Source organism: Streptomyces sp. NPDC021562 (assembly GCF_040640875.1).
Lineage (GTDB): Bacteria > Actinomycetota > Actinomycetes > Streptomycetales > Streptomycetaceae > Streptomyces.
Genome location: NZ_JBFACN010000027.1, coordinates 63,109 through 88,575, shown reverse-complemented (window position 1 = coordinate 88,575; position 25,467 = coordinate 63,109). Strand labels below are relative to the sequence as shown.

The window sequence follows — 25,467 nt, the reverse complement described above, 5'->3', positions numbered from 1 at the left end:
ATGACCGCACCGCTGCACGAGGCCCGTACCACGGCGACCGGCCGCGCCCTGCCGGACACCCAGCAGGGCATGCGCCGGCGCAACCTCGCGCGCGTGATGCACGCGGTCAGGGCCGAGGGTTCGCTGTCGCGGGCCGCGGTCGCCTCGCGCATCGGGCTGACCAGGGCGGCGGTGTCGACCCTGGTGGACGAGCTGGTCCGCTGGGGGCTCCTGGAGGAACTCGGTCCCGAACGGCCCAGCAGGGTCGGCCGTCCCGGCTCGGCGCTCGCGGTGAGCGGGCGCGGCCCGGCCGGGATCGGCGCGGAGGTCGGGGTCGACCACCTCGCCGTGTGCGCGGTGGACCTGCGCGGGGAGATACGCGCGCGTGCCGTGCGGCACGGCACGAACCGGGGCCGGGACCCGCGTCCGGTGGTCGGGGAACTGACCGCGCTGGTCCGGCGGGTCGTGGCGGACGCGGAGCTGGAGGGCCTGTGGCCGGCCGGTCTCGCGGTCGCCGTCCCCGGCCTGGTCGCCCGCGACGGCCACACGGTCGCGCACGCCCCGAACCTCGACTGGCACGACATCGATCTCGGCGCGCTGCTGCCCGCGGGACTGCCGCTGTCGGTGGACAACGAGGCGAACTTCGGCGCGCTGGCCGAGCTGTGGCTCGGCGACGCCACCCCGCGCGACTTCCTGCACGTGTCGGCGGAGATCGGTATCGGTGCCGCCGTCGTCGTGGACGGTCAGCTGCTGCGCGGCAACCGCGGTTTCGCGGGCGAACTCGGCCATGTGCCGGTCCGTCCCGACGGACCGCGCTGCGCCTGCGGCGGACGCGGCTGCCTGGAGCAGTACGCGGGTGAGGAGGCGGTGCTGCGCGCGGCCGGCCTGGAGTCCCGCGAGGACGCGGTGGGGCTGCTCGCGCGGGAGGCGGGCGAGGACCACGAGGGCGTACGGCGCGCCCTGCACGACGCCGGTACGGCTCTGGGTATCGCCCTGACCGGCGCGGTCAACCTTCTCGACCCCGAGTCGGTGGTTCTCGGCGGCGCCCTGGCCGGCCTCGCGCCGTGGCTCCTGCCGTCCCTGGAAGCCGAACTGTCCGACCGGACGACGGGCCCGGCCTGCCCGGTCTCCGTCTCCCGCCTGGGCTCTGAGGGGCCGCTGCTGGGCGCGGCCCACTCGGTGGTCCGGGCCGTGCTGGACGATCCCGCGACGGTGGCGGAACGGGCCTGAGCCGGTCACGCTCGCGAGGTCCGTGTCCTTCGTGCGGGTGGTTCAGGGCCACCGCGCCGCGGGGAGTCACCTCTGAGGTTCCGTCGGACTCCGGGGAGGTGCGCGTGGCCGAGTGGGTTCCCCGCGCGGAATGGATCAGGACCCAGCCGCAGGCGCTCATCGCCGCGTGCGTGTTCATGCTGGACGAACACGATCGCGTCCTGCTGCTGCGCTACGGTCCCGGTCAGCCGTGGTCGGGCCGGTGGTGGCTGCCCGGCGGGATGCTGGACCACGGTGAGGATCCCCGGACGGCGGCCCGGCGGGAGATGCTGGAGGAGACGGGCATCACCCTCGGTTCGGAGCCCCGGCTGATCGGCATCGACCACCGCGCGGACGTGCTCGGCACCGGACCGGTCCTGGACTGCTTCTTCCACGGCGGGCTCTTCACCGGCGGGACGACGGTACGGCTGAGCGAGGAACACGACCGGTACGCTCTGGTCCCCGAGGCGGAGTTGACGCACACGCCGCTCGCGGCGTCCCTGCGGACGCTCCGCGCCCTGCACGCGGCGGCGAAGTCGGGTTCCTTCGCCTACCTCCGCGAGGGCGCACCTGGCTGAGGCGCCCGGGCCGGCCGCATGGCGGCCGCCTGCCGGGCGCCTGCCGGCCGCCCACGGCCCGCGGCCGGTGCGTGCGCACGGGGGACATCGAGCTGGAGCGGTGGCCGGTGCGCGCCCGTGGGTCCGGTGACTCGACACCCACCGTCACACGACTGTGCCGGTGGAAGCGCCGTCGGCCGACGGGTGCGACACCAACCGCACGTGAGTGGCCGCGCTCCGCACGGAGCGGCCGCCCGCGCGCGAGACTTACCGCGCACTGCGTGCGCGGCTGCGCGCGACGGCGGCGGCCCTGCGCCGGTGGCCGCCGCCGCTCGCACCCGTGCCGCTCGCCCCGTGCCGCTGGCACACGTTTCCGAAAGGCACCCATGGACCGGGCACGACCGCTTCCCAGCAGGCGACGGCTCCTCACCGGCGCGGCCCTCGCCGTCGTCCCGTACACGCTGCTCCCCGAGACCCGTGCGGACGCCCGCACCGCGGTCGTCGACTACCCGAGGGCCGAGTGGGCGGCGGCGAGCAGCGTGAACCGCACCCCGGCCCAGCGACCTGACGAGCACCGGATCGACCGTGTGATCATCCACGTCGCGCAGCAGTCCTACGCCGGCACGCTGGCCACCTTCCAGAACCCGAGGCAGCGGGTGTCCGCGCACTACCTGGTGCGTTCGGCGGACGGTCATGTCGCGCAGTGCGTGCGGGAGACCGACATCGCCTGGCACGCGGGGAACTGGGACTACAACACGCGGAGCATCGGCATCGAGCACGAGGGCTGGGTGGACAGGCCGGAGTACTTCACCGACCTCCTGTACGCGCAGTCGGCACGGCTGGTGGCGTCGATCTGCGAGAGACACGGTATCCCGAAGGACCGGGAACACGTGATCGGCCATGTCGAGGTGCCGGGGACCGATCACACGGATCCGGGCGTGCACTGGGACTGGAGCCGCTACATGAAGTTGGTCGGCCTGGCCTCGCTCGATTCCCTCGACTGAGGAGCGTCGAAACGGTTGTCGGCGCGCACACCCCGCGTGACGATGTCCCCAGCCGCATCGCCGTCCGGGGAGGACGAGTTGACCGATCCGTGGGTGGCCCTGGAGCCGGGGGCCGACCCTGCCGAGCGCGTCCGGGTGCTGCGCCGGGCACACGAGACGTTCACCACGGCGGGCACCGTGCCACGCCCGGTGCGGTCCGTGGTGGCCGAGTCGTGGCGTCGTTCGGCGCGGGCCGGGGTGGGACCGGAAGGATCGGCGCGGGTGGAGCTGATGGACGGTGATCTCGGGGCCTACCGGGCGGAGCACCCGCTGGCCCGGGTGATGCCGCTGTTCCGGGAGCTGATGGGCACGTTCGCGGCGGACGGCGAGCACCTGCTCGCGGTGTGCGACGCGGACGGCAGGCTGCTGTGGGTCGAGGGGCACCCGGCGACCCGGCGGCGGGCTGACCTGATGAACTTCGTACCGGGTGCGCGCTGGTCGGAGGCCGCGGTCGGCACCAACGCGCCGGGCACGGCGGTCGCGGTGGACCGGCCGGTGCAGGTGTTCGCGGCGGAGCACTTCATCCGCCGGGTGCAGCCATGGACGTGTGCGGCCGCTCCGGTGCACGATCCGCGCACGGGGCGGGTGCTGGGCGCCGTCGACATCACCGGTGGCGACCGGCTGGCGCACCCGCACAGTCTCGGCTTCGTCCAGGCGGTGGCCCGGGCCGCGGAGTCGCAGCTGGCGCTGCTCGATCCGCCGGCCCCGGCCGACGAGGCACCGGCGCTGACGGCGCTCGGCCGTGACGAGGCGGAGTTCCACCTGGACGGCCGCCGTCTGCGGCTCGGCCGGCGCCACAGCGAGCTGCTGGTGCTGCTGTCCCGCCACCCGGAGGGCCTGACCGGCGACGAACTGCTCTGCGCGCTCTACGAGGACGAGTCGGTGACCCCGGTGACCCTCCGGGCCGAACTGGCCCGGCTACGGCGGCTGCTGGGTCCTGGACTGCTGGCGTCGCGGCCGTACCGGCTGACCGTTCCGGTCGAGTCGGACGCGGCCGTGGTGGAGCGGCGGCTGGCGGCGGGGGCGGTGACGGCGGCCGTGGCGGCGTATCCGGGACCGCTGCTGCCGGGGTCGCAGGCCCCCGCGGTGGTACGGCTGCGGCGGCGGCTGGCGGACGGGCTGCGGTCGGCGCTGATCGCGCGCCGCGATCCCGATCTGCTCGCGGAGTGGGCGCACGCGCCGTGGGGCGAGGACGACGTCGAGGTGTGGCGGGCGCTCGCGGCGGTGCGCCCGACGGCGCTCGTCCGGTACCGGCTGGCGGCGCTGGAGACCGAGCTGGCGGCTCCGACGCACTGACCTGCTCCGCACGGACCTGCTCCGCACGGACCTGCGGGCACTGACCCGCGACCCACTGACCTGCGGCGCAACGGGGGCGCAACGTCCGTTTCCCTAGCCTGCGCGCGGAGCTGCCCACGACGGGCAGCGCATCTGCAAGGAGGCAGGCCACCATGACCCGTTACGCGGCGCCCGGCACCGAGGGCGCGATCGTCTCCTACCAGGCGCGCTACGACCACTTCATCGGCGGCGCGTACGTGCCGCCGGCCCGCGGGCAGTACTTCGAGAACCCGTCGCCGGTGAACGGGCAGCCGTTCACCGAGATCGCACGGGGCACCGCGGAGGACGTGGAGCGGGCGCTGGACGCGGCGCACGCGGCGGCGCCGGGCTGGGGCCGGACGTCCGTGACGGAACGCTCCGACATCCTTCTCAAGATCGCCGACCGGATGGAGGCCTACCTCGAACCGCTCGCGGTCGCGGAGAGCTGGGAGAACGGCAAGCCGGTGCGGGAGACGCTGGCCGCGGACATTCCCCTGGCCATCGACCACTTCCGCTACTTCGCGGGGGCGATCCGGGCACAGGAGGGTTCGCTGGGCGAGGTCGACGACGACACCGTGGCGTACCACTTCCACGAGCCGCTCGGGGTCGTCGCGCAGATCATCCCGTGGAACTTCCCGATCCTGATGGCGACCTGGAAGCTGGCGCCCGCCCTCGCCGCCGGCAACGCGGTCGTCATCAAGCCGGCCGAGCAGACGCCGGCGTCCATCCACTACTGGATGGGACTGATCGCGGATCTGCTGCCACCCGGCGTGGTGAACATCGTCAACGGTTTCGGCGTCGAGGCCGGCAAGCCGCTGGCGTCCAGTCCGCGGGTGGCGAAGGTGGCCTTCACCGGGGAGACCACCACCGGGCGGCTGATCATGCAGTACGCCTCGGAGAACATCAAGCCGGTCACGCTCGAACTGGGCGGCAAGTCCCCGAACATCTTCTTCGACGACGTCTGGGCGCACGACGACGACTTCCGCGACAAGGCCCTCGAAGGATTCACGATGTTCGCCCTGAACCAGGGCGAGGTGTGCACCTGCCCGTCCCGGGCGCTCGTCCAGCGTGGCCACTACACCGAGTTCATGGAGGCGGCGGTGGCCCGCACCCGCCTCATCAAGCCCGGCCATCCGCTCGACACCGACACGATGATCGGCGCCCAGGCATCCAACGACCAGCTGGAGAAGATCCTCTCCTACCTCGACATCGGCCGGCAGGAGGGCGCGAAGGTTCTCACCGGCGGCGAACGCATCGAGTACGACGGTGAGTTGAAGGGCGGCTACTACGTCCAGCCGACCATCTTCGAGGGCGACAACCGGATGCGGATCTTCCAGGAGGAGATCTTCGGCCCGGTCGTCTCGGTGACGTCCTTCGACGACTTCGACGACGCGCTGAAGATCGCCAACGACACGCTGTACGGGCTCGGCGCGGGCGTCTGGACCCGCGACATCAACACCGCGTACCGCGCGGGCCGCGCGATCCAGGCGGGCCGGGTCTGGACGAACTGCTACCACGCCTACCCGGCCCACGCGGCGTTCGGCGGCTACAAGCAGTCGGGGATCGGCCGCGAGACCCACAAGATGATGCTGGAGCACTACCAGCAGACGAAGAACCTCCTGGTGTCGTACTCGCCGAAGAAGCTGGGCTTCTTCTAAAGGCACGAAAAGGGCGCCTGAGAAGCAGAGCACCGGGCCCAGACAGCGTGAAGAGACACTGACCTCAGAGGCATCGTCGCGGACGCACACGTCAGCCGTGGTACAGCACGCGGACGGCGTACGCGTCGGCCGGAAGCCCGATCAGGTAGTCGCTGAAGTAGCGGCGCCGCTCGGCGTTCGCGACGTCCAGCCAGCGTCCGTCCAGGGTCAACAGGGCGTTCGAGGGCAAGGCGGCGTCCACGGCGTGGCGCACCAGGCCGTCGAGGTCGTCGCTCAGGCGGGCGATCGGGTCGCCGCCCACGATCTCCTCCAGTTCCGGGTTCTCCAGGAACGCCGCGATGACCGGCTGCCCGCGGTAGTCCTCCAGGGCCTGTGCCTGTGAATAGCTCTCGGGGTCGGCGAGGTGCCGGGCCCGGAAGTCACCAAAGGCTTGGCCGGGCGGGTAGGCGGAAGCGAACTCCTGCCATGCCTCGAAGGCCCTGCGTGCCCTGGCGGCCGCCTGAGCTCGCGGCGTGTCGAGATCCAGCAGCGCTCGCGGGCCACCGTCGCACAGTGCCGGCGGAACGTTGCGCGGCTCTCCGGACAGGGTTTTGGCACCCCGGATGAGACGCGGGTCGTCCTCGTACCCAGGGACGACCAGGAACTCGCAGCCCGCGCCGTCGATCTGCCAGTAGTCCCACCAGGTCTCGAGGTCCGGATCGCCGACTCCGACGTCACGGTTGTAGTCGAACGGCGCCATCGCCGCGCCGATGGCCTGGACGACGTCCCCCGGGTCGCGCGGGGGGAGGCACACCGTCACTCGCTCTTTGGCCATAGCTCTTTCCTCGGTTCTGTCTTCACACTCATGCCATCGGCGGCGGGTCACAGGAGACGAGCCAGCCGTCACAGCCCCGCTGCCACGACCGTGTCGCCTCCCAGATCATGTAGAGGTCGCCGATCACCCCGAGTCGATCACGGGCCGCCGGACGCGCCAGTTAATGGACGAGGACGACGAAATCGTCTTCCGCCGGGCACGGCGTTCGTGGTGCTGGACGTGCGCACCGACGGTGCCGTACCGCTGGTGCTGCTGCGGCAACTGCCCAGCGCGGACAGGACGGCGAGCGTCCCCGAGGACGCGGACGACACCGCGCTCACCCGGTTGAACCAGGCCCTCGCCGGTCGTGTGGCACCCGGCGAGGGGCACCTGGCCGGACCGGTGCGCCGGACCTGTCGGCGGCGGCTGACCTCGACCGACACGTGGTCGCACCTCCCGTCGGGCGTCACGACGTTGGCGAAGTCGCCCGCACCCGCACCACTGAGGTTGAACCCGTGATGTCGCCGGGTTGCCGCCGCCGATTACCGGGTGCGCTCAGTGCGGTCGTCGTACTCTTCGCGGGCGGTGATGACTTCTTCGATGTGCAGCACCGACCACTCCGTGAGTGCCTTCAGCGGTTCCCGCAGCGTCTGGCCGAGCGCGGTCAGCTCGTACTCCACGTGCGGCGGCACCTCCGGGTAGACGGTCCGGCTGACCAGCCCGTCCCGTTCGAGGGTGCGCAGCGTCTGGGTGAGCATCTTCTCGCTCACGCCCGCCAGCGCCTGCCGGAGCTGCCCGAACCGGGAGGTCCCGTTCCGGCCGAGCTCGCCCAGCACGAGGACCGCCCACTTGCTGCCGATCTGGTCGAGCAGGTCCCGCGACGGGCAGCCGCGCTCGTACGGATCGAATGACGGTATGGGCCCGGTCACGTTCTCGACAGCCGTCATACGTCTCACCTCGATGCTATCGGTCTGGTAAGTACCCTACCGAAAAGTGGCTACTCCCCGACAGAAAGTGTCCAGGTCATTCTGGGTTCCATCCCGCCGCGGACGGACCGCGGCAGGCGTGCGAGGCACGCGAGGAAGGGAAGGAACGACCATCATGTCGATCGTCGTCACCGGAGCCACCGGCCAGCTGGGCAGGCTCACCGTCGAGGCGCTGCTGCGGCGGGGGGTCCCGGCCGCGGACATCATCGCCACCGGCCGGGACATCGCCGGGATCAAGGACCTGGCCGACCGGGGCGTCACGGTACGCCGCGCCGACTTCGCGGACACCGACGGCATGGTCGAGGCGTTTGCGGGGGCGGACAGGCTGCTGCTGGTCTCGGCCTCGGTCCCCGTGGGCGAGCGGGTCGCCAACCACCGTCGCGTGATCGACGCCGCAGCGTCCGCAGGCGTGTCGCTGGTCGCGTACACGAGCACGACGCACGCGGACACGGCCACCACCGTCATCGGCGCCACGCACGGGGAGACCGAGGAGTATCTGCGGGACCGCGGAGTCCCCAGCGTGCTGCTGCGCAACAGCTGGTACCTGGAGAACTACACCAGCCAACTGCCGCAGATCCTGCGGAACGGCGCCGTCGTCGGCGCCGCAGGCGAGGGGCGGATCAGCGCCGCGTCCCGCGCCGACTACGCCGAGGCCGCAGCGGTCGTCCTCACCGCCGAGGGCCACACCGGCGCCGTGTACGAACTCGGCGGCGACGAATCCTTCACCCTGACCGAGCTCGCCGCCGCGATCTCCGCTGCAGCCGGCAAGCAGGTTACCTACCAGGACCTCCCGGTGAGCGGTCTCAACCAGGCACTGGCCGCCGCGGGCCTGCCCGCCGAGCTGGCGGAGGTCCTCGCCGACGCCGACCGCGGCATGAACCGCGGCGAGATGTACACCGACTCCGGCGACCTGCGCCGCCTGATCGGCCGCCCGCCCGTGACCCTGGCCGAGGCGCTCGCGGTCGCCCTGCACGAGTGAGGTGGAACTCGTGACGGGATGTGCCTAGGACGCGCCGGATGCGCTGGACGAGGTGTGCGGGAGCGGCGCGCAGGGCGTCCGGGTCACCAGCCGTCCTCGGGTTCACCCAGCGGAAGTCCGGAGTCGCGGACCCAGGTCCGCCCCTCTGGTGTCCAGGCGACGCGGGGGCCGAGGGAGATCCAGACGCCGAACTGGCCGGGGGACGGCTCGTCGTGCTGCGACGCCCGGACGCTGTTCAGGCAGAGCAGCACACCGCACCCCTTGGCCTCCGGGAGACCACGCCAGGCGCAGTCCCACAGGACACTCAGGGTCAGTGGGCCGAGCACCGGGACCATCCGGTCCAGTTGCTCCTCGGTGCAGGTGTCCTCAGGCTCGCCGCCGGGGGCGCCGAAGGGCGGAGTCGCAGCCAGGGCGAGGTCCACGCTCTCGGGAAAGGGCCAGAGATCCGCCAGGTCCGGACCCAGCCGCACGTCGCCGCTGAACCAGGACCTCGTCTGCCGGGCGTCGAACGTGACGGCTCCTCGGCGTCGCAACTCGTCGATGAAGGCGAAGACGTGGGGTACCCGGTCGGCGGCGAACCGGGCGGTGTCGAAAGCGCGGAGCGCGTAGGCGAATTGCTCGGCCGTGGTGACCTTGTCCAGCCGGGGCCAGGGCTCGGCCGTCCAGTCGGTCAGGTCACGCATGATCGCGCGCGCCCGGGACAGCGCGCTCCCAGCGTCGGGAAACGGTTCACGCACGCGGTACAGCGTCGAGGACAAGGAAACGCGCCTTTCGGACAGAGGCAGGGGTGGACGCATCCTCACGGTAGGCATCCACCACAGCGCAGCACGGCCCCACCCTGCCGAGTTCCTCCCCGGTGCCCGCGTCCTCGGGCTCGCGCGCGGATCCGGGCGTCGGGGTCGTCAGTCCGCCTGGGGATCGCCCAGGGGGAATCCGCAGGTGCGAAGCCAGGTCTGGCCCTCGGGTGTCCAGGCGACGCGAGCGCCGAGTCGGAGCCAGACTCCGAAGTCGCCGAGAGACTGTTCGGAGGTGTGTTCCGCCCGACCGGTGTTCAGGCCCAGTCGCACGCCGCAGTCCTTGGTCTCGGACAGGCCACGCCAGCCGCAGTCCCAGTTGACGTCCAGACTCTGCGGTCCGAGAACGGAGACCATCCGGTCCAGTTCCTCCTCGGTGGCGTCGTCCTCGGCTTCGCTTTCGGGGGTGCCGAAGGGCAGGGTCGTGTCCAGGGAGAGCATCACGCCCTCGGGCAGCGGCCAGAGGTCGGCCAGGTCGGGGCTGAGCCGCAGGTTCGCGGTGAGGCAGGACCTCGGCTGCTCCGCGTCGAACGTGATGGCCTCGCGGCGCTCCAGTTCGTCCAGGAAAGGGAAGATGCGGGGGTCCCGGTCCACGACCGTGCGGGCGGTGTCGAAGGAACGGATGGCGTACGCGTACTGCTCGGCCGTGCTGATCGGTTCCAGTTGGGGCCAGGGGGCGGTGAACCAGTCAGCCAGATCGCGCATGATCGCGCGCGCCCGCGTCAGCGCGCTCGGGGCGTCGGGAAAGGATTCCCGCACTCGGTAGAGCGTCGAGGACAAGGAGGGTGCCTTTCGGGCAGAGACAAGACGCGCCTTCACGGTACGTGTCCGCCCCTGTTCTCGCTCACAGTTTGTCTGCGAGGCCCTGTCGCCCGTCACTTGGTCGCGCCCTGGGCGAAGCCGTTGTAGATGTAGCGCTGGAGGAACAGGAACACCGCCAGTGTCGGGAGGATGACCAGGACGGCGCCCGCGGAGATGCTCTCCCAGTGGGCGCCGAACGGGCCCTTGAAGCGGAACAGGGCGGTGGAGATGGTGCCGAGGTTCTCCGAGGGCATGTACAGGAAGGGGATGTAGAAGTCGTTGTAGACGGTGATCCCCTTGATGATCACCACTGTGGCGATGGCAGGCTTCAGCAGGGGAAAGATGATTTTGCGGTAGATGGTGAAGGCGTTGGCGCCGTCCAGCCGCGCGGCTTCGTCCAGGGAGACCGGGATGCCCCGGATGAACTGCAGGAAGATGTAGACGGAGACGATGTCGGTGCCCATGTAGAGCAGGATCGGAGCCCAGCGGGTGTCGAACAGGCCGAAGCTGTTGACGACCTGGAAAGTCGCCACCTGGGTGGTCACTCCCGGGACGAGAGTGGCGATCAGGAAGAGGGCCACGACGAGCTTCTTCATCCGGAAGTCGAAACGGTCGATGGCGTACGCCGTCAACGAACCGATGAGCACTGTCCCGGTGATGGAGAAGAGCAGGATGAACGCCGTGTTCCCGAACGCGCTGAGCATGTGGCCGTCCGTGAAGGCGGTCGCGTAGTTCCGGAAGTTGAGGATGTCGTGCGGGAGCGAGAGGGCGCTGGAGCTCAGCATCTCCCGGGACGTCTTGAAGGAGGCCAGGAACACGACGAGCAGGGGGAGCAGGACGACGACGGATGCCGCGAGAAGCGACACGTAGACGAGGGTCGTGCCGATCCAGGGCCGCCTCGTCCTCTGCGGTGCGGAGCCGGTCATACGAGGTCCGTCCTCTCGTCGGGCACCAGAACCCGCTGCATCCAGGTGACCAGTAGGATGATCAGCAGCAGGACGACGGCCGCGGCGGAGGCGAGGCCTGTCTTGTTGAACTGGAAGGCGAGCTTGATCGTCTGGATGACGAAGGTCTGGGTGCCGGTCGCGCCGCCGGTCATGATCCAGGGGATCTCGAAGACCGACAGTGAACCCGAGACCGCCAGAATGACGCTCAGGCTCAGTACCGGCCGGATGCTGGGCGCGATGATGTGCCGGAACTGCTGCCGGCGGGTGGCCCCGTCCAGTTGGGCCGCCTCGTACAGCTCTCCCGGTACCGACTGGATCGCGCCGAGGAACAGGACGAAGTTGAGGCCGGTGAAACGCCACACCGATACCCCGGCCAGGACGGTGTTCGCCGACTCGGGCGTCGACAGCCAGGCATGGTCGGAACCGGCGCCGAACCAGGACAGGACCGTGTCGAGGGTGCCGCCGTCCTGGAAGAAGTACAGGAAGACAAAACCGATCGCCACGCCGTTGATGAGGTAGGGGAAGAACAGGATCCCCTTGAACAGGTTGCGGAACCTGAGGTCGAAGCTCAGCACGGTGGCGAAGTACAGAGCGACCGCGATCTGCACGAACGACGCCACGAGGTAGTAGAGGCTCACGAAGAAGACCCGGAACAGTTCGGGCCGCGTGAACAGTTGCCGGTAGTTGTCCAGGCCCACCAGCTTCATGTCCGGACTGACGCCGTCCCAGTCCGTGAAGCTGTAGTAGATCATGTTCCCGACAGGGACGTACGTGAAGGTGATCAGGAGCGCCAACGGCGCGGCCAGGAAGAGCCAGGGGGTGAGGCGACGCAGCGGGTGGGACTTCCATGAGCGCGGGGGTGCGCCGCTACCGGTCGCCCGGCCCCGCCGAGCGGTCGTGGAGACGTCGGGTCCGCGTCGCGCGGCCCAGGGTGTCTTGCTCGTCGTGTCCGTCATGACGGCCTTTCGAGGTGCGAAGCGGTGGGGGCACGCACGGACCGCCGTCCCGGCTGACCGGTGGCGGCGACTCGCCGGGACGCCGGTCAGGAACCGGAGTTCTTCGCCGCTTCCGTCCACTTCTTGCCGAGTTCCCTCAGGTAGTCCTTGAGGTCGCCCTGCTGGGCGCCGCGCGCCAGGTCGACCAGCTTCTGCCGGTAGTCGGGCTTGTTCAGGCCTATCTCCGCGGCGTCGTCGATCGCGTTGACCTGCCCTGTCCTGCTCTGGGAGACCTCGATGAGCTTGACACCCGCGTCGGTGTACGGCTTCAGCGTCGCGGGCAGGGCGCTGGACTTGAGGGTGGGCACGGATCCCTCGTTCTGCGCGAAGCCGGACTTGTCGGTGAACCAGTCGATCCAGGCGCGTGCGGCCTCCTTGTGCCGGGAGTGGATGTTCACCGCCTCCTGGTAGTCGGCCGAGATCACGGAGCAGAACTCTCCGCCGACCTGCGCCGGGAACGGCATGAATCCGATGTCGTCCGCGTCGGTACCGGCGGTCCTGGCGGCGTCCTGCATCTGCGTGATGGCCCAGGAGCCCAGGAGCATGGTGGCGATGTCCCCCTTGGCGATCATGCCTTTGGAGGACTCCCAGTTGGTGGTGGTCGGGTCCTTCTCCGTGAGGCCGCCGTGCACCATGTCGTACAGGAGGGTGTCAGCCGTGGTGAGATCGCTTCCCGGCGCCCACGGGTTCGCCGAGACCAGCTTGTTGCTCGCCTGCGGGTCGCAGGAGACCGAACCGAGGATGCCCGTCCAGGGTGAGGTCAACGGCCAGGCGTCCTTGAAGTTGGTGTAGTAGGGCACCGCCCTCGTCTTGGCCTTGATGGCCTTCAGATCGTCGATGAACCGTGCGGGCGTCGTGGGCCAGTCGGTGACGCCGGCCTTCTTCCAGACCGCCTTGTTGTAGACGAAGCCGTTGGCGTTGCCGACAGTCGCGATTCCGTAGACCTTTCCGTCGACCGTGGCCTTGTCGACGAAGCGGTACTTCTTGCCCAGCTCCTGGGCAATGCCGAGGGAAGCGAAGAACTTCGGGTAGTCGTCCTGGGCTATGGCGTTCGGGATCATCAGGACATCGCCATACTGATCCGTGTTCATCCGGATCTTGACTTCGCCTTCGTAGTCGGTGATGCCCTCGAACGTGACCTTCACCTTGGGATAGATCTTGTTGAACGCCTCGGCGTACTTCTTCATCGTGCCGTTCTGCACGAGATCGGTACGGTGCGTGAGGACCTTGATCTCGCCTGAGACCTTCCCGGGATCGGCGGGGGCGTTCGCGGTCTCGCCCGTCGTCGCGGCTCCGCCGGTGCACCCCGCGACGGCCAGCATCGCGGTGGCAAGCAGCACGCCCGAAAGCGCCTTCCTCCCCATGTGCCCAACTCCCTTCAGGGTTGCGGCTCCAGACATCGAAAGGGAACGACGGCACTATGGCAGGACCAAGTAAACCGGTACAGCTCATCCCCCCGGTGCGATACCAAAGTGTTACGCGATGCGGGAGCTAGTCGACATAGATGCACTGCTCAAATCACACATCGTCGATCGACGAGGTGATCTGGCAGAACTGAACCGGTTTATGGACACGCGATCACTTCGACCGTTAAATTGTGCTCGGCCGATCACCGAGAGGCCCCGAGTCGCGTCGATGGGAGCCATGCATGAAGGACGTCATCCCGCTCACCGAGGGCTGGAGCATTGATCACGACGGGTCGCCGTTGCCCGCCCGGGTTCCGGGCTGCGTCCACACCGACCTGATCGACGCGGGAGTGATCCCCGATCCGTTCATCGGCGAGAACGAACGCGAAGTGGCCTGGGTGGGCCGCCGCGACTGGGCGTACTGCCGGTCCCTGGGCCTTCCCATCGGCGCGCACGAGCGCACCGATCTGGTCTTCGAGGGATTGGACACGGCCGCCGAGATCACTCTCGACGGCACCGTGCTCGGCCGGACCCGCAACATGCACCGCGGCTACCGCTTCGACGTCACGGGCGCCGGCGGGGACCTGCGCGTGCTGTTCACCTCGGCCTACAGCGAGGCCGAGGCGGTCCGGGCGCTGACCGGTGACCGGCCCAACGCGTATCCCGAGCCCTTCCAGTACATCCGCAAGATGGCCTGCAGCTTCGGCTGGGACTGGGGGCCGACCGTGGTGACGGCCGGCATCTGGAAGCCCGTCCGAGTGGAGCGCTGGTCCACCGCCAGGCTCGACCGGGTCCGCCCGCTCGTCACGGTGAGGGACGGCATCGGGCATGTGGAGCTTCGCCTTGACGTGGAGCGTACCGAGAGCGGCGCGTCGCGAGCTTTGGCGGCCCGGGCGACCGTGGCCGGTGTCGAGGTGACCGCTCCCGTGGAGGGCGGCCGAGCCGTCGTCGTGATCGACGTGCCGCACCCCGAGCTGTGGTGGCCTCGCGGCTACGGGGAGCAGCGCCTGTACGACGTGGAGTTGACGCTCCTCGATGTCACCGACGGCACCGTCGAACCCCTGCCTCTCGACATCTGGCACCGCCGGGTCGGATTTCGCACCGTGGAGCTGGACCGCACGCCGGACGAGCACGGCACCGGCTTCACCTTCGTCGTCAACGGCGCCCGCGTCTTCGCCCGCGGGGTGAACTGGATCCCCGACGACGTCCTGCCCTCCCGCGTCACCCCCGAGCGCTACCGTGAGCGCCTCGCCCAGGCGGCAGCCGCCAACGTCGACCTGGTGCGCGTCTGGGGCGGCGGCCTGTACGAGAGCGACGCCTTCTACGACGCCTGTGACGAGCTGGGCCTGATGGTCTGGCAGGACTTCCCCTTCGCCTGCGCCGCCTACCCCGAGGAACAACCCCTGCGGGGCGAGGTCGAGGCCGAGGCCCGCGAGAACGTCGTACGCCTGATGCCCCACCCGTCCCTCGTGGTGTGGAACGGCAACAACGAGAACCTGTGGGGTTTCAGGGACTGGGACTGGGAGCCCGCACTCGCGGGCGACTCCTGGGGTGAGGGCTACTACCTCGGCCTGTTGCCGCGGATCGTCGCCGAACTCGATCCCACCCGGCCCTACACGGCGGGCAGCCCCTGGTCGGGCTCGTGGGACCACCACCCCAACGATCCCGCCCACGGCACCCACCACTCCTGGGAGGTCTGGAACCGCCTCGACTACACCGCGTACCGGGCGAGCGTGCCGCGCTTCGTCGCCGAGTTCGGCTGGCAGGCGCCCCCGGCGATCGCCACGCTCCGCCGGGCCCTGCCCGGTGAGGAGCTGGCTCCGGACTCCCCCGGAATGCTGCACCACCAGAAGGCGGACGACGGCATCGGCAAGCTCAATCGCGGACTGGAACGCCACTTCACGGTGCCGGTCGGCGACTTCGACCGTTGGCACTACCTGACCCAGGTGGTCCAGGCACGTGCCGTGGCCACCGGCATCGAGCACTGGCGAGCCAACTGGCCGGTGTGCGCGGGCACGATCGTGTGGCAGCTCAACGACTGCTGGCCGGTGAGCTCGTGGGCCGCCATCGACGGGGACGGCCGTTTCAAGCCGCTATACCACGAACTGCGCCGGCTGTACGCGGACCGGCTGCTGACCCTGCAGCCGGAAGGGGACGGGCTGGTCGTGGCCGTGATCAACCAGAGCGCCGCCGCCTGGCGCACCGAGGTGGTGCTGCGGCGCCTGAGCACCGACGGCCGGACGCTCCGCGAGGCGCGCCTCGACGTCGATGCCGGGGCCCGCACCGTGGTCCGCCTGCCCGTGCCCCTGCACCTCGTGCCGACGGACCGCTCCCCCGAGGAGTACCTGGTCGCGGAAGCCGGCGGTCTCCGCTCCTTCCACTTCGCGACCGCCGACCGCGACGTCCACTACCCCCGTCCCCGCTACGACGTGCAGCTGCGGCGGGTGTCCTGTGCCGGGGATAAGGTCGACCTCGTGGTGACAGCGCACACGTTGGTACGGGACCTGCTCGTGCAGGCCGACAGGCTGAGCCCCGACGCCTCGGCGGACCGCGGACTGGTCACGCTCCTGCCGGGCGAGCAGGTCCGCATCAGGATCGACGGGGCGCCCGGTCTGACGGCCGACCGCGCCCGGGAAGCGATCTTCTGCATGGAGGGGTCGTGAGCGCCTCCCCCACCCGGGTCACCATCAAGGACGTCGCCGCGCGTGCCGGTGTGTCCAAGGGGGCCGTCTCGCTGGCCTTCAACGACAAGCCGGGGGTCTCGCAAGCCACTCGGGCGCGCATCTTCACGGCGGCCCGTGAGCTGGGCTGGGAGCCCAACCTGTCCGCACGCAGTCTGTCGAACCAGCGGGTGGACGCGGTGGGGCTCGCGGTGTGCCGACCGGCTCGCCTGCTCGGCCTCGAACCCTTCTACATGGAGTTCATCTCCGGGATCGAGAGCGTGCTGACCGAGCACTCCTGCTCCCTGCTGCTGCGCCTGGTGCGGGACCTCGACGAGGAGGTGGCGTTGCAGGAGAGCTGGTGGCGGGCACGCCGGGTCAGCGGGTCGATCCTCGTCGACTTCCACCAGGACGACCCGCGCGTTCCCGCCCTGCGGGAGCTGGGGCTGCCGGCCGTCGCCGTGGGTCATCCCTCCCTGACCGGCGGGCTGACCTCGGTGTGGACGGACGACGCGACCGCGGTCACGCAGGCCGTGCGCTACCTGGCGGCGCTGGGGCACCGGCGGATCGCCCGCGTCGGCGGGCCTGCGGCCCTCGGACACAGCGGCATCCGGGCCGCCGCGTTCGACTCCGTCATGACCGAACTCGGCCTGGAGGAAGGTCAGCAGGCCACCACCGGCTTCGAGGGCGAGGAGGGGGGCCGGGCAACGCGTAACCTGCTGCTGTCCGCGCGGCGGCCCACCGCGATCGTCTACGACAACGACATCATGGCCGTCGCGGGCGCGGCGGTGGCCGCCGAGATGGGTCTGTCGGTGCCGGACGACCTGTCGTTGCTGGCGTGGGACGACTCCCAGCTGTGCCGGCTCACCCACCCCACCCTGTCGGCCATGAGCCACGACATCCACGGTTTCGGCGCCGAGGTCGCGCGGACGCTCTTCGCGGTGATCGCCGGTGACGACGTCGCTTCGCACCAGGTGCCGACTCCCGCCCTCACCCCCCGCGGATCGACGGCTCCTCCCCCGGCATGACGAGCGGGCGCCCGGTGCGCCCGAGCCGTCGCACCGCGGACGCGGCATGGTTCGCCGTGATCCCGACAGCGGTGTCGGCGCTGCGGGCGCGGGGCCGGGCGCCAGGACGGCCGAGGAAGCGACGGGTTTCGAGCCGATCCGGCTGCGGAATTGAGCGGCGAGGGCGCCCTGGTGCGCGGTACGGTGCGCCGATGCCAGAGATCAGGACGTTCCAGGTCACCTTCGACTGCGCGGAACCCGAGCGCCTCGCCCGCTTCTGGTGCGAGGTGCTGGGCTACGTAGTACCGCCGCCGCCCGCGGGGTTCGCCACCTGGGACGACTTCAAGCGTTCGCAGTCTCCCGAGGAGCGGGACGCATGGTTCGCCTGCGTCGACCCCTCGGGTGAGGGCCCGCGGCTCTACTTCCAGCGCGTCCCCGAGGGCAAGGCCGTCAAGAACCGGGTGCATCTCGATGTGCGGGTCGGCACGGGGCTCGTGGGTGAGGAACGCCTCGCCGCACTCGAGGCCGAATGCGAACGGCTGATCCCGCTCGGCGCGGTCCACGTGCAAACGCTGTACGACGGCAACGACTCGTGCATCCCGATGCTGGACATCGAGGGCAACGAGTTCTGTATCGACTGAACGTCCTTGAGGCGGGGCGCTGTCGCGAAGTGAGTGCGCCCCAGCCGGGGTTTCGGGGCTTGGCCTGATCACGTCGGGGCGGCGGAATACCGGCGGCACGGACCTTGTTCCTCGCCCTTGTTGATCAACAAGGAGGAGATTCCCCATGCCTGCGATCCTTCGGCCCCGCGCGCTGCGTTCCGGTGACCTCGTGGTCGTCACCGCACCCTCGGGCCAGCTTGAACCGGGTGAGGAACCACTGCTCGCCCGCGGTGTGGCGATACTCGAGCGGATGGGTTTCCGCGTGCGGATCAGCCCGATGGTCAACCCGGCGCGGAAGCGGTGGTGGGCGTCGGGCACTCCGGCGGAGCAGGCCGACGAACTCAATGGTCTGCTCCGTGACCCGGAAGTGCGGGCCATCGTCGCGCATACCGGTGGGCAGACGACCATCGGCTATCTTGATTTGATCGATCTGGACGCGATCCGGGCCGACCCGAAACCCATCCTCGGCTACAGCGATATCTCCCTGCTGCACATGGCGTTGCACGCCAGGACCGGCCTCGTCGGTTTCCACGCCGACATCGCCACCCACGGTTTCGGCAGCGACTGGTACACGCTGGGCGACGCGGCCCGTCGCTCCGAGCTCGTCGACCTCTACACCCGCGTGCTCACCAAGGCCGAGGCGCCGGGCGTGCTGCCGGCGAGGGAGGCATGGGAAACCTGGCGGCCGGGCCGCGCGCAGGGGCCGCTGTTCGGCGGTTTGCTGAACCGCCTGGTCCTCCTGCAGGCGACACCGTTCGCGCCGCCCGCCGAACGGTTCGAGGGTGCCGTGTTGTTCTGGGAGGAGCTGCAGCGGCCGGTCTCACGGATCTGGAACGACCTGCACACCTTGCGGCTGTCCGGTGTGCTGGACCGGATCGCGGGCATGGTGGTCGGCATCCCGACCGAGGTCACGCCCCACGAGGGCGGCGGAGAGCGCGCAGATCTCCGCGACGTGGTACTCGATGTCCTGGCTGAACGTGACATCCCGGTTCTCGCACAGGTCGACTTCGGCCACACCTCGCCGAACCTGCCGCTGCCCATCGGCGTCCGCGCAGACGTGGACGCGGACAACCGGACGCTGTCCCTGATCGAGTCGGCGGTCACGGAAGGCTGAGTTCGGTGCAACCACTGGGCTGACCCGGGCCACCAGCGGTCAGGGCGTCGTCCCCCTCGCCCCGGCCAGCTGGCCCCGACTCCTCAGACGGGTTCCGGAAGCGGACCAAGGTGCTTGATCACACGCTCACGCAGCAGGAGGTATTCCTCCCAGCGGCGGGGCAGCGGGCCCGGCGGACGCACGACGACACGAGCAGCCGTGACGGTCTGCCCGCGCTGGAACTGCTCCCGGGTCAGATCGAGTTCCACACCGCTGGGCAACTTGTTCCACCAGTGGAAACCATGCCGGGTCCCGTCGAGGTGCACCTCGCCGACCACGAGATCACCGCCGAAGACATCGTTGACGATCAGGGCGGTGATGTCACAGTGCCCCCAGGCCGGGTTGCCCGGCTGCCAGTCTGCCTGGTCGTCGGGCGAGCAGGTGTCGGCGGCCCAGCCGGCACGCAGGGCCTTGTCTAGATCGAGCACATTCCAAGGAGTCATGCCGTCAGCATCGCTCCTGCGCTTGTCTGGTTTCCAGGCGGCCTCAGACGAGTCCGCGCTCGGCGAGGCTGCGGCCGGTTTCCTCGATCGTGTCGGGGATCGCGTGGAGCGGGCGGCCCAGGAGCGCCTCGGCGGGGCCGTGGTCGAAGCGCTGCGCCGAGCCGATGAGCCACCGGTTGTCGCGCAGCTGAGGTTCGAACACGCTCGCGGCCCAGGTGAGCCACGTCGTCATCGCCCGCGTGGGGATCTTCCCGCTCACCTCGGGAAGCCTCTCGCGGAGCACCGCGGCGACGTCGATGAGCGAAGACGGGTCGGTCGCGACGATCGTGCGCGTCCCGCCCGCGGTTTGCGAGGTCATCGCCGCGATGTGCGCGTCGGCGACGTCTCGCACGTGTACCCACGGAAGTCGCAGGTCCGGGACCATCGGCAGCGCGCCGGCCATGATCTGCTGGATCGCCGAGACCGAGGTTCCCGGGTCGTCGGAGAGGAGGGGCCCGATGACCGCGCCCGGGTTGATGACGGCGAGCCGGTCGCGCACGCCGCGGCGTTCGGCGATGTCCCACGCCGCGCGCTCGGCCCGGACCTTCGACACCACGTAGGCACCGAGACCGCGGCGGTCGAGCCGGGTCCAGTCGGATGCCGTGAAGACGTGGCCCCTGCGCGCCGGGGCGTACTGCACCGCTGCGAGAGACGAGGTGACGACCACGCGTTCCACGCCTGCGTCGAGCGCCGCGTCGATCGCCCGCGTCGTGCCCTGAACGGCAGGGCGGATCAAGTCCTCCGGGTCCTTCGGCTTCGTCGTGACGAAGGGGGAGGCGACGTGCAGGACGAACCGGCAGCCCGCGGTCGCGGCCGCCCATCCCTCGTCCGACAGCAGATCGAGCTGCCGGACCTCCAACAACGTGTCGTCTGCGCCTGCCTCTGCCATCGCAGCGCGCACCTCGGCGGCCCGGGCCGGTGACCTCACCGACCCGCGGACCGCGTATCCGCGCCGCAGAAGCGCTGCCGTTGTGTGACCGCCGATGAACCCCGAGACACCCGTGACGAGGACCGTGTCCGTCATACCCACTCCCAGTGACCACCTTATCTTGACAGTGAGCAGTTTACGGAGGGTCTGCTCACTGTCAAGATAGGATCGTGATGACCGAAGAGCCGAAGGCCGGCGATCGTTACCACCACGGCAATCTGCGCGCGGCGCTGCTCGACAGCGCGCTGGAAGTGCTGTCCGAGAGCGGTGTCGCCGGGTTCAGCATGCGCGAGGCCGCGCGGCGGGCGGGAGTGTCGCAGTCCGCTCCCAAGCACCACTTCGGCGACGCGCGCGGGCTGCTCGGCGCGCTCGCCACGCGCGCCTACCGCCGGCTCTGCGAGCGGCTGGAGGCGGTTGAGGTCGTCGGGCGCGAGGTGCGGGAGCGGGTCGAGGCGCTCTCGGCCGAATACGTCGCGTTCGCCCGGGACAACCGCGCGCTGTTCGACCTCATGTGGCGCATGACCCAGTTCGACTTCGACGATCCGGAACTGGTCGAGCAGAAGCACCGGGCGCTCCGCGCCCTGGACCGTGGCCTGCGCGGCCAGGATGCGCAGCTACCGGACAGCGCGGACCACGCGCTGGTGCCGAGCTACGCGGTGTGGTCACTCGTGCACGGCTACACAAGTCTCGCGCTGGAGGGCGCGATCGACGAAGACACCCCGGATCCGTTGACGAGCGACCTGCTCCCCGCGATGCTCCGGCTCCTCGATGTGTCCCCGACCGACCATGAGACATGAAGGCGCGGATGCCCCGTTGGTTAGCCTGAGGTATGGCCGCTCCAGCACCACCGGCATCCGACGACCTGGCCGCCGCTCTTCGCGCCGCAGGAGTCGAGTTCGACGACTCTCCGCTGGCACGAGCCCTGTACTCCTCGGACGCGAGCCTCTACCGCGTCGTCCCGTCCACGGTCGTGAAAGCACGCAGCGCCGACGACGTGATCGCGGTCCGCGAGGTGGCGCGTGAGCTGCGGGTTCCGGTGACGATGCGCGGCGCGGGCACGAGCATCGCCGGGAACGCGGTCGGGAGCGGCATCGTCGTCGACACCCGCCGGTTCAACCGGATTCTCGACATCGACCCGGCCGCGCGCACCGCGCGTGTGGAACCGGGCGTGGTGCACGCGGACCTGCAGCGCGCGGCCGCGCCGCACGGGCTGCGGTTCGGACCGGACCCCTCCTCCCACAGCCGCTGCACGATCGGCGGGATGATCGGCAACAACGCGTGCGGTTCGCGGGCGCTGGGCTACGGGCGCACGGTGGACAACGTCGAGTCGCTGCGGGTGCTGTACGGGAACGGTGAGCTCGCCCTGGAGCAGGGCGGTCGGCTCACCGGCGACACCGGGAAGCGGCTGGCGGCCGTCGGGGACGCCAACCTGGCTCATCTGCGTACCGAGTTCGGCCGCTTCGGCCGTCAGGTCAGCGGCTACGGCCTGGAACACCTGCTGCCCGAACGGCGCCGGGTCGAGCGGTTCCTGACCGGCAGCGAGGGTTCGCTGGCCACCGTCCTCGAAGCCACCGTCCGGCTGGTCGACGACCGGGTCGAGCGCCGGATGCTGGTGCTCGGGTACCCGACGATGGCCGACGCGGCCGATGCGGTACCGGCGCTGCTCGCCGCGGCCCCGGGCCGGCTCGTCGCGTGCGAGGGCATGGACGCGCGCATCGTGGATCTGGTGCGGGGAAAGGGTTCTCCGGTGCCCGCCCTGCCACGAGGACACGGATGGCTGTTCGCGGAGGTGGCGGGCGTGGACGCGACGGACGCGGTGCGTCGGCTCGTCGCCGTCGGCGCCGCGCTCGGCACCAGGCTGGTCGACGACCCGCGGGAGGCGGCGGCACTGTGGCGCATCCGGGAGGACGGCGCCGGGCTCGCGGGCCGGTCACTGCCGACTCCGGCGTACGGCGGCTGGGAGGACGCGGCCGTTCCACCGGAGCATCTCGGCGCGTGGCTGCGCGACTTCGAGGAACTGCTGCGGGCGCACGGTCTTCAGGGCGTTCCGTACGGGCACTTCGGCGACGGCTGCGTCCACTGCCGGATCGACTTCCCGTTCCGGCCCGGCGACGCGGCCTCGGCCGGGGTGTTCCGCGAGTTCATGACCGCGTGTGCGACACGCCTGCGTGCCTACCGCGGCACCCTGTCCGGGGAGCACGGTGACGGCCGGGTCCGGAGCGAGCTGTTGCCGCTGATGTACGACGAGACGTCGCTCGCCCTGTTCCGGCAGGTCAAGGCCGTCTGCGACCCCGACGGCATCCTCAATCCGGGGATCATCGCCGACCCTGTTGCGATCACCGACGACCTGCGCCCGGTGCGCCCGCGGGCGCCGGTGTCCTCCGGTCTGCGGCTGGTGCACGACGGCGGGGATCTCGGTGCCGCCGTGTACCGGTGCACCGGGGTCGGGAAGTGTGTGGCCCCGAGGACCGCCGGGGTGATGTGCCCGTCCTATCTCGCCACGGGGGACGAGCGGGACTCGACCCGCGGCCGGGCCCGGGTGCTCCAGGAGGCGCTGGACGGCGCCCTGCTGAGCGGGGGCCTGCGGGATGCGGCGGTGGTCGAGGCGCTCGACCTGTGCCTCGCGTGCAAGGGGTGTGCGAGCGACTGCCCCAGTGGTGTCGACATGGCCACGTACAAGAGCGAGGTGCTGCACCAGCGGCATGACGTCGCCGGGCTGCGCCGGCCACGGTCGCACCTGTTCCTCGGGCAGCTCCCGAAGTGGGCCGGGCTCACGTCGCCGCTGGCCAAGCCGGCCAACCTGCTCCTGCGCGCCAGACCGCTCGCCGCCCTGGCCAAGTGGGCCGCCGGCATCGACCGGCGGCGGTCCCTGCCGCGGTTCGCCTCCCCCACCCTGAGGCGGGCGACGGACACGGCTCGCGCGGGGAACACGCCTCCCGACGTGTGGATCTGGGCCGACTCCTTCACCGACCACTTCTTCCCGGCCTCCGGACTGGCGGCCATCCGGTTCCTCCAGTCGCACGGACTCACGGTCCGCGTCATCCAGGAAGCCGCCTGCTGCGGTCTGACCTGGATCACGACCGGCCAACTCGACCGGGCACGGACCATCGTCGGACAGGCCGTACGCACGCTCGCCCCCTACGTCCGCGGGAACGTCCCCGTGCTGGCGCTGGAGCCGTCATGCCTCGCGTCGTTGCGCAGCGACGCGAAGGAGCTGTGCGACGACGACGAGGCGGAGGAGGCGAAGGTGGTGGCATCGGGGATGCTGAGCTTCGCCGAGCTCGTCGAGCGCCTCGACCTGCCGCTGCCCGACCTGACCGGGGTGGAGGTCGTCGCGCAGCCGCACTGCCACCACAGCGCCGTCATCGGCTGGGAGACCGACCAGCGGCTGCTGGAGAGGGCCGGGGCGACCGTCACCAGGGTGCCGGGGTGCTGCGGTCTGGCCGGCAACTTCGGGGTGGAGAAGGGGCACTACGAGGTCAGCGTCGCCGTGGCCGAGACGCATCTGCTGCCCGCCGTACGGTCCCACGCGGACGCGGTGGTCCTGGCGGACGGCATGTCCTGCCGCGTCCAGCTCGACGACCTGGCCCAGGTGCCGACGCTGCATCTGGCCGAGCTGTTCGCGTCCCGGACCTGAGGTCCTGGAGGGGTCGCTCGGAAATCGATTGCCGCCCGTCCCAGGTCCCGGGTACGGTCCGCGCATGTCGATCACGCCCCGCGTTTCTCAGCTCTGACACCGACTCCGACGTCACCCTTGTGTCTTTGAGCTGTTACGGAGCGTAATCATCTTGAACACCCTTCGCGGTTCCGGTCTGTTCCGGAACCGGGACTTCTCGCTGCTGCTGGGCGGCCAGCTGGTCTCCGCCATAGGTGACCAGGCCCATTTCATGGCCCTGCCGCTGATCGTGCTGGCCCTCACCGGGTCGCCCACCCAAGCCGGGCTCGTGCTCGGCCTGGGCACCTTCTCCTTCTTGACGTTCGGTCTGGTTGCCGGTGCCCTCGTCGACCGGTGGGACCGCAAGACCACCATGATCTGGTGCGAGCTCGGCCGGGCCGCCCTGACCGGCGGCGTCGCCGTCGCGCTGTGGCTGAACACGCCCACCCTGCCCCAGTTGTACGCGACCGCGGTGCTGACCGGGATCCTGACCACGCTGTTCCGAGTGGCGAACACGGCGGCACTGCCCAACGTGGTCGGTCCGCGGCAGTTGTCCGCCGCGCTCGGCTACTCGCAGTCCGTCGCCGGCGCGGTGGGCGTTTTCGGGGCGTCACTCGCCGGCGTCCTCTACGCCGCAGGCCGGACCGTGCCGTTCGCGGTCAACGCGGCCTCCTTCGCGGTGTCGGCGGTGTCGCTGTGTCTGATGCGTGCGCGATTCCAAGTTGACCGGCAGGACGTGCGGACGACGTTCCGCCTCACCACCGAGATCCGGGAGGGGCTCGGCTGGCTCTGGCGCCAGCCGGTCGTCCGCTTTCTCACTCTGGTCTCGGCCGCCGACAAGCTGCGTTACGGCGCCGGATACCTGTTGATCATCACCCTCGCTCGGCAGGTGGGCGCCTCACCCCTGTGGATCGGCGTCGTCTTCGGCGGCGCGGCGGCCGGTTCCCTGGCGGGGGCGCTGGTCTCGGACAGGGCGGCACGCCGCTTTCCGCTGGGCCGGATCGCCGTGGTGATGCTGTGGCTGGAGGCCTTGATGTTCCCGCTGTACGCCCTCGCGCCCAGCCCGCTGGTGCTGGCAGCGGTCGCGGCCGCCGAGTCGCTGGCGGCTCCGGTCCATACGGTGGCCCTGACCACCCACCAGTTGGCCATCACCCCCGACGAGCTGCGGGGCCGGGCGACGAGCGCGGTCTCCACGCTCACCACGGGAGCCTTGTCGGTCGGCACGCTTGCGGGCGGCGCACTGATCACCACGCTGGGCGCCAAGCCGCTGGTCTGGCTCTGCGGAGCGTGGCTTCTCGTCCTGGCCCTCCTCACCACCGCCAACCGGGCCGTACGGCAGGCGCCGCCGGCGGGTGCGCCTCCGCAGCAGCAGGCCGCTGGGCTTGCCTCCGGAAACTGATCGGTTTACAGTGAGGGAAAC

23 protein-coding genes are annotated in these 25,467 nt (G+C 70.4%); 14 read left to right on the top strand and 9 right to left on the bottom strand.

Annotation, left to right across the window (positions count from 1 at the left end):
* The 5 genes from AB0G52_RS32915 (at window position 1) to adh (ending at window position 5,799) form a co-directional block, all read left to right on the top strand.
* Window positions 1-1,209, top strand: coding sequence for an ROK family transcriptional regulator (locus AB0G52_RS32915; protein WP_132887363.1), 1,209 nt, complete (start codon window positions 1-3; stop codon window positions 1,207-1,209).
* 104 nt (window positions 1,210-1,313) lie between these two features.
* A complete protein-coding gene (locus AB0G52_RS32910; protein ID WP_361341433.1) occupies window positions 1,314-1,805 on the top strand; it encodes an NUDIX hydrolase in 492 nt (163 codons plus the stop codon).
* Between the two features lie 365 nt (window positions 1,806-2,170).
* On the top strand, window positions 2,171-2,788 hold the full coding sequence (locus AB0G52_RS32905) for an N-acetylmuramoyl-L-alanine amidase (protein WP_361341430.1): 618 nt from the start codon (window positions 2,171-2,173) through the stop codon (window positions 2,786-2,788).
* A 78-nt stretch (window positions 2,789-2,866) separates the two neighbouring features.
* Window positions 2,867-4,123 carry a GAF domain-containing protein gene (locus tag AB0G52_RS32900; RefSeq protein WP_132887361.1) on the top strand — a complete coding sequence of 419 codons (1,257 nt, stop codon included), beginning with the start codon at window positions 2,867-2,869 and terminating at the stop codon, window positions 4,121-4,123.
* A gap of 152 nt (window positions 4,124-4,275) precedes the next feature.
* Window positions 4,276-5,799, top strand: coding sequence for an aldehyde dehydrogenase (adh, locus tag AB0G52_RS32895; protein ID WP_361341426.1), 1,524 nt, complete (start codon window positions 4,276-4,278; stop codon window positions 5,797-5,799).
* 91 nt (window positions 5,800-5,890) lie between these two features.
* Here adh and AB0G52_RS32890 read toward each other — a convergent pair whose 3' ends face one another.
* Window positions 5,891-6,613 (bottom strand): hypothetical protein, encoded by a 723-nt coding sequence (locus AB0G52_RS32890; protein ID WP_361341422.1) that lies wholly within the window; start codon window positions 6,611-6,613, stop codon window positions 5,891-5,893.
* A 219-nt stretch (window positions 6,614-6,832) separates the two neighbouring features.
* Here AB0G52_RS32890 and AB0G52_RS32885 point away from each other — a divergent pair, with 219 nt between their 5' ends.
* Entirely contained in the window at window positions 6,833-7,111 is a 279-nt protein-coding gene (locus AB0G52_RS32885; RefSeq protein WP_361341419.1) for a hypothetical protein, read from the top strand.
* 23 nt (window positions 7,112-7,134) lie between these two features.
* Here the strand turns inward: AB0G52_RS32885 and AB0G52_RS32880 are convergent, their stop codons facing one another.
* A complete protein-coding gene (locus tag AB0G52_RS32880; protein ID WP_132887351.1) occupies window positions 7,135-7,539 on the bottom strand; it encodes a helix-turn-helix domain-containing protein in 405 nt (134 codons plus the stop codon).
* A 154-nt stretch (window positions 7,540-7,693) separates the two neighbouring features.
* Here AB0G52_RS32880 and AB0G52_RS32875 point away from each other — a divergent pair, with 154 nt between their 5' ends.
* Complete coding sequence (locus tag AB0G52_RS32875) at window positions 7,694-8,557, top strand: SDR family oxidoreductase (protein WP_361341416.1); 864 nt, start codon at window positions 7,694-7,696, stop codon at window positions 8,555-8,557.
* 83 nt (window positions 8,558-8,640) lie between these two features.
* On the opposite strand, the gene AB0G52_RS32870 is transcribed toward AB0G52_RS32875, so the two are convergent.
* From AB0G52_RS32870 to AB0G52_RS32850, 5 genes are all read right to left on the bottom strand, one after another.
* The gene (locus tag AB0G52_RS32870; protein ID WP_361341413.1) at window positions 8,641-9,294 is read right to left on the bottom strand and encodes a hypothetical protein; all 654 of its coding nucleotides are present in this window, start codon (window positions 9,292-9,294) and stop codon (window positions 8,641-8,643) included.
* Between the two features lie 165 nt (window positions 9,295-9,459).
* A complete protein-coding gene (locus tag AB0G52_RS32865) occupies window positions 9,460-10,056 on the bottom strand; it encodes a hypothetical protein (protein WP_361341410.1) in 597 nt (198 codons plus the stop codon).
* A 170-nt stretch (window positions 10,057-10,226) separates the two neighbouring features.
* Complete coding sequence (locus AB0G52_RS32860; RefSeq protein ID WP_132887347.1) at window positions 10,227-11,078, bottom strand: carbohydrate ABC transporter permease; 852 nt, start codon at window positions 11,076-11,078, stop codon at window positions 10,227-10,229.
* The gene (locus tag AB0G52_RS32855; protein WP_361341406.1) at window positions 11,075-12,055 is read right to left on the bottom strand and encodes a sugar ABC transporter permease; all 981 of its coding nucleotides are present in this window, start codon (window positions 12,053-12,055) and stop codon (window positions 11,075-11,077) included. The genes AB0G52_RS32860 and AB0G52_RS32855 overlap by 4 nt, the downstream gene beginning before the upstream one ends.
* An 86-nt stretch (window positions 12,056-12,141) precedes the next feature.
* Entirely contained in the window at window positions 12,142-13,458 is a 1,317-nt protein-coding gene (locus AB0G52_RS32850) for an ABC transporter substrate-binding protein (RefSeq protein ID WP_361341403.1), read from the bottom strand.
* Between the two features lie 284 nt (window positions 13,459-13,742).
* Between AB0G52_RS32850 and AB0G52_RS32845 the strand changes: the two genes are divergently transcribed.
* From AB0G52_RS32845 to AB0G52_RS32830, 4 genes are all read left to right on the top strand, one after another.
* Window positions 13,743-16,163, top strand: coding sequence for a glycoside hydrolase family 2 protein (locus AB0G52_RS32845; protein ID WP_361341400.1), 2,421 nt, complete (start codon window positions 13,743-13,745; stop codon window positions 16,161-16,163).
* Window positions 16,160-17,188 (top strand): LacI family DNA-binding transcriptional regulator, encoded by a 1,029-nt coding sequence (locus AB0G52_RS32840; protein WP_132887343.1) that lies wholly within the window; start codon window positions 16,160-16,162, stop codon window positions 17,186-17,188. The genes AB0G52_RS32845 and AB0G52_RS32840 overlap by 4 nt, the downstream gene beginning before the upstream one ends.
* Before the next feature lie 191 nt (window positions 17,189-17,379).
* Window positions 17,380-17,808 (top strand): VOC family protein, encoded by a 429-nt coding sequence (locus AB0G52_RS32835; RefSeq protein ID WP_132887342.1) that lies wholly within the window; start codon window positions 17,380-17,382, stop codon window positions 17,806-17,808.
* Between the two features lie 145 nt (window positions 17,809-17,953).
* Window positions 17,954-18,943: a S66 peptidase family protein gene (locus AB0G52_RS32830; protein ID WP_132887341.1), complete on the top strand. Its 990-nt coding sequence runs from the start codon at window positions 17,954-17,956 to the stop codon at window positions 18,941-18,943.
* Between the two features lie 83 nt (window positions 18,944-19,026).
* Here the strand turns inward: AB0G52_RS32830 and AB0G52_RS32825 are convergent, their stop codons facing one another.
* Both AB0G52_RS32825 and AB0G52_RS32820 read right to left on the bottom strand, forming a co-directional pair.
* Complete coding sequence (locus tag AB0G52_RS32825) at window positions 19,027-19,425, bottom strand: hypothetical protein (RefSeq protein ID WP_132887340.1); 399 nt, start codon at window positions 19,423-19,425, stop codon at window positions 19,027-19,029.
* A gap of 43 nt (window positions 19,426-19,468) precedes the next feature.
* Window positions 19,469-20,488 carry an NAD-dependent epimerase/dehydratase family protein gene (locus AB0G52_RS32820; RefSeq protein WP_132887339.1) on the bottom strand — a complete coding sequence of 340 codons (1,020 nt, stop codon included), beginning with the start codon at window positions 20,486-20,488 and terminating at the stop codon, window positions 19,469-19,471.
* 77 nt (window positions 20,489-20,565) lie between these two features.
* On the opposite strand from AB0G52_RS32820, the gene AB0G52_RS32815 reads away from it, so the two are divergent.
* The 3 genes from AB0G52_RS32815 (at window position 20,566) to AB0G52_RS32805 (ending at window position 25,446) form a co-directional block, all read left to right on the top strand.
* Window positions 20,566-21,189: a TetR/AcrR family transcriptional regulator gene (locus AB0G52_RS32815; RefSeq protein ID WP_361341478.1), complete on the top strand. Its 624-nt coding sequence runs from the start codon at window positions 20,566-20,568 to the stop codon at window positions 21,187-21,189.
* 32 nt (window positions 21,190-21,221) lie between these two features.
* Window positions 21,222-24,029, top strand: a complete 2,808-nt coding sequence (locus AB0G52_RS32810; RefSeq protein ID WP_361341393.1) for an FAD-binding and (Fe-S)-binding domain-containing protein — start codon at window positions 21,222-21,224, stop codon at window positions 24,027-24,029.
* A gap of 151 nt (window positions 24,030-24,180) precedes the next feature.
* Window positions 24,181-25,446, top strand: a complete 1,266-nt coding sequence (locus tag AB0G52_RS32805) for an MFS transporter (RefSeq protein WP_361341390.1) — start codon at window positions 24,181-24,183, stop codon at window positions 25,444-25,446.
* Window positions 25,447-25,467: the final 21 nt, after the last annotated feature.

Excerpts from the sequence above, each read along its gene's own strand:
- AB0G52_RS32835 (WP_132887342.1), top strand. The coding sequence starts at position 17,380 with ATGCCAGAGATCAGGACGTTCCAGGTCACCTTCGACTGCGCGGAACCC.
- AB0G52_RS32830 (WP_132887341.1), top strand. The coding sequence starts at position 17,954 with ATGCCTGCGATCCTTCGGCCCCGCGCGCTGCGTTCCGGTGACCTCGTG.
- AB0G52_RS32825 (WP_132887340.1), bottom strand. The coding sequence starts at position 19,425 with ATGACTCCTTGGAATGTGCTCGATCTAGACAAGGCCCTGCGTGCCGGC.
- AB0G52_RS32845 (WP_361341400.1), top strand. The coding sequence starts at position 13,743 with ATGAAGGACGTCATCCCGCTCACCGAGGGCTGGAGCATTGATCACGAC.
- AB0G52_RS32860 (WP_132887347.1), bottom strand. The coding sequence starts at position 11,078 with ATGACCGGCTCCGCACCGCAGAGGACGAGGCGGCCCTGGATCGGCACG.
- AB0G52_RS32855 (WP_361341406.1), bottom strand. The coding sequence starts at position 12,055 with ATGACGGACACGACGAGCAAGACACCCTGGGCCGCGCGACGCGGACCC.
- AB0G52_RS32880 (WP_132887351.1), bottom strand. The coding sequence starts at position 7,539 with ATGACGGCTGTCGAGAACGTGACCGGGCCCATACCGTCATTCGATCCG.
- AB0G52_RS32865 (WP_361341410.1), bottom strand. The coding sequence starts at position 10,056 with ATGCGCGATCTGGCTGACTGGTTCACCGCCCCCTGGCCCCAACTGGAA.
- AB0G52_RS32850 (WP_361341403.1), bottom strand. The coding sequence starts at position 13,458 with ATGGGGAGGAAGGCGCTTTCGGGCGTGCTGCTTGCCACCGCGATGCTG.
- AB0G52_RS32890 (WP_361341422.1), bottom strand. The coding sequence starts at position 6,613 with ATGGCCAAAGAGCGAGTGACGGTGTGCCTCCCCCCGCGCGACCCGGGG.
- AB0G52_RS32875 (WP_361341416.1), top strand. The coding sequence starts at position 7,694 with ATGTCGATCGTCGTCACCGGAGCCACCGGCCAGCTGGGCAGGCTCACC.
- AB0G52_RS32810 (WP_361341393.1), top strand. The coding sequence starts at position 21,222 with ATGGCCGCTCCAGCACCACCGGCATCCGACGACCTGGCCGCCGCTCTT.
- adh (WP_361341426.1), top strand. The coding sequence starts at position 4,276 with ATGACCCGTTACGCGGCGCCCGGCACCGAGGGCGCGATCGTCTCCTAC.
- AB0G52_RS32820 (WP_132887339.1), bottom strand. The coding sequence starts at position 20,488 with ATGACGGACACGGTCCTCGTCACGGGTGTCTCGGGGTTCATCGGCGGT.
- AB0G52_RS32915 (WP_132887363.1), top strand. The coding sequence starts at position 1 with ATGACCGCACCGCTGCACGAGGCCCGTACCACGGCGACCGGCCGCGCC.
- AB0G52_RS32815 (WP_361341478.1), top strand. The coding sequence starts at position 20,566 with ATGACCGAAGAGCCGAAGGCCGGCGATCGTTACCACCACGGCAATCTG.
- AB0G52_RS32905 (WP_361341430.1), top strand. The coding sequence starts at position 2,171 with ATGGACCGGGCACGACCGCTTCCCAGCAGGCGACGGCTCCTCACCGGC.